Here is a 10,183-nt window from a genome sequence, read left to right as displayed (position 1 = left end):
GTCTTCCGTCCCCTGACAGGCCGCCCCGTGACATTTTAACTTTGCTGAGATCGAGACATCTCAACTTTGTTGCAACACAGAGCGCATGAGCGAGCTGGCGCAGGCGGTGCCCAGCTATATCTCGCATAAGGGTTTCGTCGCCGATGACGGAGAGCGGGTGACAATTGTGGAGTTCGAATCCGAAGAAGCGCTTCACAAATGGCGGATCAATCCCGAACATGGCGCTGCCAAGAAACGTGGTTTCGACAGCTTCTATAGCGAATTCAAATATCAGATCTGCAGCGTCATCCGAGGGCATGGGTGGCTAAAGCGACGCTCGGAGCGACTGATGGATCGCGCGTTGAGACGATCATCACGACGGTCGCGGGGCGCCTTCGGGAGTCTTGCGACTACAACATCATACTTAGAGGGTCGGCAATGAAACTCTCCATCTGTGAATTTCCCGACGAAGCCGCGCGAAAGAAGCAGGCCTGGGATGCACTCGTCGAGCACACCGCCGCAGAGAATCCCGACATCGTGGTCCTGCCCGAAATGCCCTTCTGCGAATGGATTTTTGTCGGGGATGCCGTCGACTTCGGTCAATGGCGCGGCGCCATCGCCAAGCATGACGAGATGATCGGCAGATTCGGTGAGCTCACATGCCAGTGGGTGATGAGTTCCAGACCGGTCGAGCGTGAAGGGCTTCGGCTAAACGAGGCGTTCCTATGGTCGAAGGCGTCGGGATATCAGCCGATACGGCATAAGTGGTATTTGCCTGATGCGCCGGTTGCGAGGGAGACGGTCTGGTTCGATCGCGGCGACCGAGATTTTGCACCGATCCCGTGTGGTCCGCTGCGCGTTGGCGTTCAGCTTTGCAGCGAAATAATGTTCCCGGAGCATGCCCGGGAAATCGGATTCGCCGATGCGCATCTCATCGCGCATCCGCGGGCAAGCGGCGGCGGCAAACGATGGCGGGTGGCCTGCGAGATGTCGGCGATCGCTTCCGGCTGTTACGTCATTTCCGCAAACCGACGCTCCTACGACCGCGACTGGTTTTCCGGCGGCAGTTGGCTGCTCTCGCCGGAGGCAGCCTTGCTTGGCGAAACCACGGCTGCGCAGCCATTCGTCACTGCCGAGATCGATGCCGCGGTCGCCGAGCAGGCCAAGGCGACTTATCCCCGCGACCTGCAGAGAATGTATTGCAGCTGGAAGCGTGCGGAACGATCTCTCGACGATGCTCTGGCAAGCGCAATCGCCCAGTAACTCCGGAGTAACCACATGCCTGTTCGGACGATTCTCACACAGCGCCTCCGTTTACAACATCCGATCATCGCGGCGCCGCTTGGTCGTGGGTCGACACCGGCATTTCTGGGCGCACTGGCGCGCGAAGGAGCCCTCGGCTTCGTTGCCTTGGGCCACATTCCTGAGACCGAACTGCGTCAGACCCTGTCTAGCTATATCGCGTCCGCAGGGAGCGCGGACCGGTTCGGCGTCAACCTCGTGCTGATCGCGGATCAGACACGGCGGCTCGAAACGGCCTTGGATGCCGGGTGCCGCGTGGTGTCGCTGCTCAGAGGCGATCCCGCCCCTTACGTACGGCGCGCCAAGGACGCGGGGGCGACGGTGTTCTGGACCGTCTCCGGTCCGGCCGAGGCCGAACGGGCGGTGGACAACGGCGTGGATTTCATCGTTGCGCAGGGCCGCGAGGCCGGTGGCCATCTGACCGGTGAGGCGCCGCTGATGACGCTGTTGCCGGCGGTGCTCGACGTGGCTCGGGGAGTCCCGGTCGTTGCTGCCGGCGGCATTGCCGACGGGCGAGGCCTGGCTGCTGCACTTTCCCTCGGTGCGTGTGGCGCCTGGATGGGTACGCGATTTGTCGCCACAGAGGAGAGCGGCAGCCACCCCGGCTACAAGCAGATGATCGTCAAGTCGGGTGTGTCCGATCTGGTCGAGACCACGCTGTTCGATGGAGGCTGGCCGAACTCTCCTCATCGCGTGATCGCCAATTCGACGTTCGAACGCTGGAGGGCAGAGGGTTGTCCGCCGAGTGGATCGCGACCGGGTGAGGGTGAACGGATAGGCACCTTCCCGGAGGGCGCGCCGATGTTGCGCTATAACGTGTCGCCGCCGTGGGAGACCATGGACGGTGACTGGGAAGCTGGCCCGCTCTATGCCGGCACCTCTGCGGCTCTGATCACTGCGATCGAGCCGGTAGGTGAGTTGCTTGCGCGCACCGGTGCCGAAGCGGAGGCCATATTGAGACGCAACATCGAATATGTTCGTTAGCAGTCCGAAGTCGATGAATGCTCCGATGCTAAAACTCGCCTGCAAGTCACCGGGTCCTTGCTGCACCTGCATTCCCGTGGACCTCATTGTGCTTCATCTGAAGGTGAGTTGTATTCGTTGGCCGTCAGGACGTGCAGGCCATATTGCTCCGACCTGTGTGTCGGCGTCTCAACCGTGGAATTGGGCCGTCGCTCTGACGGCGTTTCCAGATTGTCAGGGGTAGGGAAATGATTGCGGTAATCTTCGAGTCATGGCCGGCGCCCGGAAAGATGCAGACCTATCTGGATATGGGTGCGAGGCTTGGGCCGCAACTCGAGAAGATGGATGGTTTTATCTCGATCGAAAGATTCCAGAGTTTCTCGGACCCGGGAAAATTACTGGCGCTTTCGATCTGGCGCGATGAAGCGGCGGTCGAGGCGTTCCGCAACTGGGAAGTCCATCGCAATGTTCAGTCAAATAGCCGCAAGGACGTATTCCTAGATTATCGGCTGCGTGTGGCAGCCGTCTTGCGTGACTATGGCATGACCGAGCGTGAACAGGCGCCGCGCGACAGTCGTGAGGCGCACACGTGAACGTGAACCGGGAAGAGAGGTCGGATAATGCTTTTGCTGCTCGCCGACCTAATGGCTAGGTCATCATCAACAGCCGAAGCGGAAAGCGTTCTTCGTGAGCTGGTCGAGGTTACACGCGACGAGCCGGGGAACATCGCTTATGCGGTCCACAAACCTCGCGACCACACCGGCCGGTTTCTGCTCTACGAGCTCTATGTGGATCAGGCTGCCTGTGAAGCACATTTGACGCGGGCGCCCGTCAGAGCGGCGTTGACCCGGCTCGTCCCCCTGCTTCTCGGGCCGCCGGAGATAACGTTCTGTACGACGATTGCAACCTCGGGAATAGACGTCTGTCTTGCGCGCGAACCGCCAACGGTCCGCGACTGAACACAAGGCGTTCAATGCGCCATCGGACCATTGCAGAGCCCGTCGCGCAGATAGCCTGCTTACTCACTCGAATGAGACAGAACGGGAGTTTTAACGCGGAGCGCGCATATCTCGCTGACAAACAAGAAAAATCTGGCGCACCCGACACGATTCGAACGTGTGACCTTTGCCTTCGGAGGGCAACGCTCTATCCAGCTGAGCTACGGGTGCGGCGCATTCCATTTAGCCGATTGATCCAGTGCGGGCAACGGCTGGCGGGGGACTGAAAACCCGATTTGGAGCGCGTCCGGGCAGGTTCGCGGGAGCTAGTCCGCCTTTCAGCCCTCCACCGCGAACCGAAGCCCCGCATTCTCCTCAAGCCGCTTGATCAGACGGTCGCCCAATGCCGCGCCCGGTGTCCAAATGCCGCCAGCCACATCCTGCGCATCGCGCACCAGACAGACGGCGCACTCGGCGATCATCTTGGACGTTGATCCGTATCCCGGATCGCGATCGCCCTTGACCGACGCGCGGATCTGCCGGCCGTCCGGCGTCACGCCGACGAACAGAATGTCATACATCCCGGTCTCGCGCTCTTCCTTCGAAGGCCCCTCGCCGGGCTTCGGCCCGCCGGGGCCGCCCATCGCGGCATTGGCTGCGACGATGGCCTTGGCGGTTGCTTCGCCTTTCTCGCCGGGGCCGGCCAGCATCATCTCGTCGTAGACGAAATCCTGGCCGTAGGGGAACCCCATCAGGAGATTCGAGCGATGCACGTTGCGGGTATTGATCGTCGCCATCACAAACGGCGCGACCCACATGCCGAGGTCATCGTCGTGGAGCGGCTTGTTGCCGGGCGGCTGCTTCGGGCCTTCAAACCCTGGCGTCAGCGCGAACGGATTCTTGAGCAGCGGCACGATGCTGAGATCCTTCGCGGCCGCTGCATAAGTGGCCTTCAGGCTTGCCGCCGTGCCGCCGGAGAACGTGCCCTTCATCTTGCGCACGCGGCCCTTCACGCGTTGCATGGCCGCGCCGAACTGCTTCTTCGCCGCACTTTGCAGGAAGAATACGCCGAGTTCGAACGGGATCGAATCGAACCCGCAGGAAAACAGGATGCGGGCGCCGGTGGATTGCGCGGTGGCATGATGGGCGTCGATCATCTGGCGCATCCATGCCGGCTCGCCGCAGAGATCGAGATAGTCGGTGCCGGATGCCGCGCAGGCTGCGACAAGCTCGGAGCCGTAAAGTTGATAAGGGCCGACGGTGGTCAAAACCGCCTTGGTCTGTCCGACCAGCGCCTTGAGCGAAGCGGGATCGCCCGCGTCGGCCTCGATCAGCGGCGTGTCCTTCGGCGCGCCGATTTCGTCGCGGACGGCAGCGAGCTTGTCGCGGCTGCGGCCTGCCATCGCCCATTTGAAATTGCTTCCGGGGCCATAGTGCGCGGCGAGATACTCGGCGACGAGCCGGCCCGTAAAGCCGCTTGCGCCATAAACCACCACATCGAATTTCGGCTGGGTCATCGTTGTTTCCTCAAGTCTCCGCCGGCTGCGCGATCGCTCAAGCCAGCAATTTCCTCAATTCCGCCTTGGCGACTTTCTCGAGCGTCGAGCGCGGCATCTCCCCGACGAGGTGGACCTCGCGCGGTACCTTGAAGTCGGCCAGCGCGCTTTTGCAGGCGCGCAGAATATCGTCATGCAGCGTCGGCGGCGCGCCATCGAGGCCGCTGGTGGGAATGACGAACACAACCGGCACCTCATCCAGCATCGGATGCTTCTTGGCAACCACCGCTGCCTCACGAACGCCCGCGACCGTAATGACGACCTGCTCGATCTCGGAGGCGGCAACATTCTCGCCGCCGACTTTCAGCATGTCCTTGGCGCGGTCGCCGAAGCGGAAAAAGCCGTTTTCCAGCAGTTTCACCCGGTCGCCGGTGATGAAGTAGCCGTGTTCGTCGAAGCTGTCGCGCGTCGCCTGCTCGTTGTGCAGATATTCCTTGAACAGCGACAGACCAGGAATGCCGCGGATCAGAAGATCGCCGGTGCCGCCGGTCTGCGTCGGCGCGCCATGCTCGTCGACGACGCGGATGTCGTATTCCGGCGCAGCACGGCCGATGGCGAGCGGAATGTTGGGCTGATAGGGCTCGCCGACAATGCCGTGGGTGATGGTTTCGGTCATGCCCCACCAGCCGATGGTCTTCACGCCGAACATCGTATCGGTTGGAGGTTCGCAGATCGCGCTGCCCCACAGCCGGAAGTGATGCGCCTTGGGGACTTCGCGCTCCATCAGCGCCTTGACGCAGAACGGCACCAGCGATGTCCAGGTTGACCGATGTTCAAGCGCGGTCGTCCAAAAGCGGCTCGCGGAAAAGCGCGGCTGGATCACCGCGGTGCCGCCGACCCACAGCGTCGACAGCATCGAATAGGCCAGCGCATTGGTGTGAAACAGCGGAAGATAGATCTGGTGGATGTCCTCGGGCCGCAGGTCCTGATGCACGGCGTTGATCTTCGCGCCCCATAGCGCATTGGCGTGGGTCCACAACACCGCCTTCGGCCGCGATGTGGTGCCGGATGTGTATTGCACGCTGCACGATGCGTAAGGATCGGCGCGGCGGCGCGGCCGGTCGGCGCTGTCGGCGAACAGCGCCTCGAAGCTTTCGCTCTTCGGCGGCCTATGTCCTTGCGCGGGGGCTGCGCCGGCGTCGTGAGACGTTACGGCGAGCCAGCGCAGGTTGCGGCAGTTTGTTGCAACCAGCTCGGCATAGGCCGGCTGGGTGATGGCAGCGACTGCGCCGCAGTGATCGGCGAAATATTCCATCTCGCCCGGCGCGGAGCGGGTGTTGGTCGTCACGGCGATGGCGCCGAGTTCAACGCAGGCGAACCACGCCAGCAGCATCTCGATGCAGTTGTCGAGATGGATCAGCACGCATTCGCCGCGCTTGATTCTTCGCGCCTGAAGTCCCGCGGCCAGTGCGCCGACGCGTTCGTGAAACTCGCCATAGGTCCATGGACGCGGCGGCGCGTCGAACGGCGCCCAGATCAGGAATGGATGATCGCGCCGCGTCTCGGCGCGCAGCCGCAGCAGCCACGGCACATCGAGTCTGGCGAACGGGCCGACATGACCCGGTAAGAGCTGGTCCGGCGCGAGATCGATCTTCGGCATGTTTTCTCCCGGCCCGTCTTAATCGCGGGCTACGTTTTTGATTGTCCGTCAGAAAAAGCACACTTCGCAGGTCAAAGTCGAGAGACCATAACCGGCAATTTCCGGTTCGTGCGCCTTGAAAAACCCGCCGGCTTGACTTGCATCAACGCGCTCGCGGCGGGTGCGGGGTTGACTGGCTAATGAAGGAGCCCGTGCAATGTCGCTCTTTGAAAAAGCCTGGTCGCCCTATGTGGCGGGCGTCCTCATCGGTCTGTTGCAGATACCCGCCTTCCTGTTGATTGAAACCGCGCTGGGCGCATCGTCGTCTTACGTGACGATCGGAGCTGCGCTGGCGGGTCTGGTCGATCCGTCGCTGCTGAAGATCGACTATGTCGCGCGGCATGTTGCGCTGACGCCCAAGAATGTCTGGCAGGTGGCACTGGTGGCCGGAATCGCGATCGGCGCGCTGGTGTCCATGAAACTATCGGGCGCAAGCCGACAGGTCATTTCGCCGGTCTGGCGCAAGGCGCTCGGCTCATCGGCGCCCGCGACGCGTTATGCGGTGGCGTTCGCGGGCGGATTTCTGATGCTGTTCGGCGCGCGCATTGCCGATGGCTGCACCAGCGGACACGGCCTGTCGGGAATGGCGCAATTGTCGGTAGGTTCAACGGTCGCGGTCGTTGCCATGTTCGCTGGCGGAATCATGACCGCCTTGCTTCTGCTTCGCCGCGTTTGATCGAAAAGGAACACCATGTCTTCCGTCATGTTCGCGATTGTCACCGGTGTGCTCATGGGCGTTGCTTTTGGTTTCGCGCTGGAGAAATCCCGCGTGTTTGAGCCCGGCATGATTGTCGGGCAGATGCAGATGCGCAATTTCATCATGCTGAAGGTGTTTTTGACGGCGGTCGCCACAGGTGCCGTGGCGCTTGCGGTGCTGAATGGACTCGGACTGGTCAAACTGCAACCGAAGGCCGCGCTTTACGCAGCCGACATCGTCGGAGGCCTGATCCTCGGTGCTGGAATCACGCTGGCCGGCGCGTGTCCGGGGACGACGCTCGCCCAGATCGGTGTCGGCTACCGCGACGCGATCTTCACACTGGTGGGCGGGCTGTTTGGAGCGGTGGCGTTCTCGTATGCGCAGTCTTGGCTAAGCAAGGTTCTGATCGGCACCGGCCCCAAGCTGATCTTCAGCGACACGATCGGAATTCCCTACTGGCAGGGCGCGATCGCTCTCGCCGTGGTGATCGCCGTCGTCCTCTATCTCATGGAAGCTGCGCGGTCATGGCGGCAGGATCTCGGCAGCGACGTCGACGGCGACTTCCCGGCGTCAGCGAGGCCCCGCAAGGGGCTTGCGCCGGCGGAGTGATACACCCGGTGGCCGCGCTCAGGGCGCGGGCGTCACGGTCACGCGCAATCCGTCCTTGGGCTTCGGGATCGGCCACATCTGCCATGCGGGCACATAGCCCGGTTCCATGGTGACCTTGAGATTTTGCAGGAAATGAAACGCGAAGCATTTGGCCTGCATGTAGGCGAAGTGCAGTCCGATGCACATATGCGCGCCGCCGCTGAACGGAACGAATGCGAAGCGATGGCGTGCGCGCTGCGCTTCGTCGGTGAAACGCAGCGGATCGAATGTTTCGGGGGCGGGCCAGTGTTCGCTCATGTGGTGGGTAAACAGCGGATTCATCCCGACCAGCGTCCCGGCCGGAATGTCATAGCCCTTGAAGCTGAAGTCGCGCGTCGCCCGGCGCGGGATCGACGGCACCGGCGGCTTCATCCGCATCGCTTCCTTGAAAGCCATTTCGGTGAGCGGCATGGCATCGAGCTTCTCGAACGGCAGCGGGGCTCCAGGCTCGATCCCGAGTGACGAGACTTCGTCGCGTAATCGTGTTTGCCACTGCGGATGCGCTGCGAGCAGCGCCACGAACGACGTCAGCGATGATGTCAGCGTGTCGTGCGCCGCCATGATCAGAAAACTCATGTGGTCGACGATATCCTGCGTCGACAGCAGGGCGCCGTCTTCATGGGTCGCGTGGCAGAGTTGCGAGAACAGATCGTCGCCGCCGTTTTCGCGCCGCAGGGGAATCTGCTGCGAGAAATAGGCGACGATGCGCTGGCGTCCCCTGACGCCGCGCGCCATCTGCGTGCCGGGCCATGGCTGGCGGATCACAGCGACGGAGGCGGCGATCATGTCGACGAAAGCGCGAGTAACGTCATCGACCTCCGGGCCGATCCCGGTGCCGAGGAACGACGTCGCGGCGAGATCGAGCGTGAGCTGCTTCATCGCCGGATAGAACAGCATCGGTCCCGGCGCTTCGCGCCATTGATCCACGCGTGCCGCGATACCCGTATCGAGCTGCGCGAGATAATTTTTCATCGGTCCCGATTTGAACGCGACCGACATGGCGCGGCGATGCAGGCGATGTTCCTCGAAATCGAGCAGCATCAGTCCGCGCGGAAACAGCCGCCCGAGGATCGTTTCCCATCCATTGGTCGATGAAAACAGCTTGGTCTGGTCGAGCAGCATGAACTCGTTGGCTTCGGGGCCGAGCAGCGAGACGCTGGTTTCGCCGAGAATCCGCGAGCGGTAGACCAGCCCGTATTTCCGCGCCATCGCATCGGCTTCGCCCTTCGGATCGGCGAGAACGTTGAGCGTCCGCCCGATGAGCGGCCAGCCTTCGTCGCCGGGAATGTGAGCAAGTTTGCTGCGGTCCACCATGACGGGCGGCTTGACCGCGACCGGTGATGTCAGGCTTTGCATCGACATGGCGTTCCCCCGCGGAAGCTGGCGGAATTATCGCCGAGTTGGCGGAGGGCGACAACTCCGTTTGCGATGGGCCGGGGAGTTGTGATGGTGCGGTGCATTGAACCCCGGCGGATTAAGTGGAATCTGCGGCTGCTTTCGCCAGGGCTTCGATGCGTTTGCGGAATGAGCGCGGCGATTCTGCAAACACCCGGCCGGACAGCGACCGCGCGCGGCCGAGATGAAACTGTTGCCGATTGTCGATCCGCGGCGTCAGCCGTGAGCGCCAATGGGCCAGCGGTTGCTTCGGTTGTATCAATCGGCGGAAAGCGACGAGATCGTTACTCCTGCCGAGCTGCGTGCGCAGCTTCTGCATCTCGTCGATAAAGGTGTTCCACATTTTTGGCCACAGCGGCGCAATGAGGTCGAGCTGATAGCGGAAAGCCACGACGGCCTTGCGGAAATCGTGAACCTCCTCCGGATGGGCATTGTCCCATTCGCGCGGGCGACGCCGGCGGGCCCGGCGATAGGACTTCGCGAGCGCCGTCACGATTTCGTCGAAATGGATTCGTTCAAGCGGCCAGTTTGCCGCGCAGGCGGACGCTCGGGCCAGGCCCTCGTGCAGGTGTCGAATGGCCTCCGGATGAAGCTGCTCGGCCTCCAGGGTCTTTCGCGCGTCTTCGAGCCGCTGGGTGAGGGTGGCTTTGGTTCGTTCCGACAGAGGCGGTGTCTCGGCATCTCGCGGTTTTGCGATGTCGGCCAACGCATCGAGAGCGGTCTGCGCGTCGCGGCTGCGGCCGAACTCGCGGGCGAGGTGGCTTGCTTCGTGGCGCAGAAGCACGGCCTCGTCGCCAATTGAGTCCTCGAGCAACCGCAACAGGGCTCTCCAGCGCTTGAGCGCAATGCGTAGCTCATGAATGGTGGTGCTGGTTTCCTCGCAGTCGAGCTTTTCTTGCGCGGCCCGGGCCGCGGCCATGATGTCATCCGCGGCCTCGCGCAGCGAATGCGCAACCGGCGAAGCCTGAGGGCCGACCATCATGGACGTCTGTCCCGAACCAGTTCGTGCCAAATCTACAGCTCTCCTCGCCCGTGGCAGTGGTCCGTCCAGTCATACTGCGATTGC

The 10,183-nt window shown here is 62.4% G+C and carries 11 protein-coding genes and 1 tRNA gene; 6 read left to right on the top strand and 6 right to left on the bottom strand.

Going from position 1 to position 10,183, the window contains the following annotated elements:
• A partial coding sequence (locus tag AC1Q6J_RS19935) for a hypothetical protein (RefSeq protein ID WP_492280916.1) occupies nt 1-298 on the bottom strand: 298 nt, incomplete at its 3' end.
• Nucleotides 299-417: 119 nt separating this feature from the next.
• Here AC1Q6J_RS19935 and AC1Q6J_RS19930 point away from each other — a divergent pair.
• From AC1Q6J_RS19930 to AC1Q6J_RS19915, 4 genes are all read left to right on the top strand, one after another.
• Nucleotides 418-1,242: a carbon-nitrogen hydrolase family protein gene (locus AC1Q6J_RS19930; RefSeq protein WP_492280915.1), complete on the top strand. Its 825-nt coding sequence runs from the start codon at nt 418-420 to the stop codon at nt 1,240-1,242.
• A gap of 15 nt (nt 1,243-1,257) precedes the next feature.
• Entirely contained in the window at nt 1,258-2,265 is a 1,008-nt protein-coding gene (locus tag AC1Q6J_RS19925; protein WP_492280914.1) for an NAD(P)H-dependent flavin oxidoreductase, read from the top strand.
• Between the two features lie 227 nt (nt 2,266-2,492).
• Nucleotides 2,493-2,837 (top strand): antibiotic biosynthesis monooxygenase family protein, encoded by a 345-nt coding sequence (locus tag AC1Q6J_RS19920; protein WP_492280913.1) that lies wholly within the window; start codon nt 2,493-2,495, stop codon nt 2,835-2,837.
• A 27-nt stretch (nt 2,838-2,864) separates the two neighbouring features.
• A complete protein-coding gene (locus AC1Q6J_RS19915) occupies nt 2,865-3,203 on the top strand; it encodes a putative quinol monooxygenase (protein ID WP_492280912.1) in 339 nt (112 codons plus the stop codon).
• Nucleotides 3,204-3,336: 133 nt separating this feature from the next.
• Here the strand turns inward: AC1Q6J_RS19915 and AC1Q6J_RS19910 are convergent.
• The 3 genes from AC1Q6J_RS19910 to AC1Q6J_RS19900 form a co-directional block, all read right to left on the bottom strand.
• Nucleotides 3,337-3,413, bottom strand: a tRNA-Arg gene (locus tag AC1Q6J_RS19910).
• Between the two features lie 107 nt (nt 3,414-3,520).
• Nucleotides 3,521-4,699 carry a saccharopine dehydrogenase family protein gene (locus tag AC1Q6J_RS19905; RefSeq protein ID WP_492280911.1) on the bottom strand — a complete coding sequence of 393 codons (1,179 nt, stop codon included), beginning with the start codon at nt 4,697-4,699 and terminating at the stop codon, nt 3,521-3,523.
• Nucleotides 4,700-4,736: 37 nt separating this feature from the next.
• Nucleotides 4,737-6,338 (bottom strand): AMP-binding protein, encoded by a 1,602-nt coding sequence (locus AC1Q6J_RS19900; protein WP_492280910.1) that lies wholly within the window; start codon nt 6,336-6,338, stop codon nt 4,737-4,739.
• A 196-nt stretch (nt 6,339-6,534) separates the two neighbouring features.
• Here AC1Q6J_RS19900 and AC1Q6J_RS19895 point away from each other — a divergent pair, with 196 nt between their 5' ends.
• Both AC1Q6J_RS19895 and AC1Q6J_RS19890 read left to right on the top strand, forming a co-directional pair.
• On the top strand, nt 6,535-7,053 hold the full coding sequence (locus AC1Q6J_RS19895; protein ID WP_492280909.1) for a YeeE/YedE thiosulfate transporter family protein: 519 nt from the start codon (nt 6,535-6,537) through the stop codon (nt 7,051-7,053).
• A gap of 15 nt (nt 7,054-7,068) precedes the next feature.
• Nucleotides 7,069-7,683 carry a YeeE/YedE thiosulfate transporter family protein gene (locus AC1Q6J_RS19890; protein WP_492280908.1) on the top strand — a complete coding sequence of 205 codons (615 nt, stop codon included), beginning with the start codon at nt 7,069-7,071 and terminating at the stop codon, nt 7,681-7,683.
• An 18-nt stretch (nt 7,684-7,701) separates the two neighbouring features.
• Here the strand turns inward: AC1Q6J_RS19890 and AC1Q6J_RS19885 are convergent, their stop codons facing one another.
• Together AC1Q6J_RS19885 and AC1Q6J_RS19880 are read right to left on the bottom strand one after the other, a co-directional pair.
• Nucleotides 7,702-9,084, bottom strand: a complete 1,383-nt coding sequence (locus AC1Q6J_RS19885) for a cytochrome P450 (RefSeq protein WP_492280907.1) — start codon at nt 9,082-9,084, stop codon at nt 7,702-7,704.
• 112 nt (nt 9,085-9,196) lie between these two features.
• Entirely contained in the window at nt 9,197-10,099 is a 903-nt protein-coding gene (locus tag AC1Q6J_RS19880; RefSeq protein WP_492280906.1) for a CHAD domain-containing protein, read from the bottom strand.
• Nucleotides 10,100-10,183 lie beyond the last annotated feature (84 nt).

It is taken from the genome of Afipia sp. MLSD5-FHT05B12, from assembly GCF_058793355.1.
The sequence above is the reverse complement of the archived record's forward strand: the minus strand, read 5'-3'. Positions and strand labels throughout refer to the sequence as shown.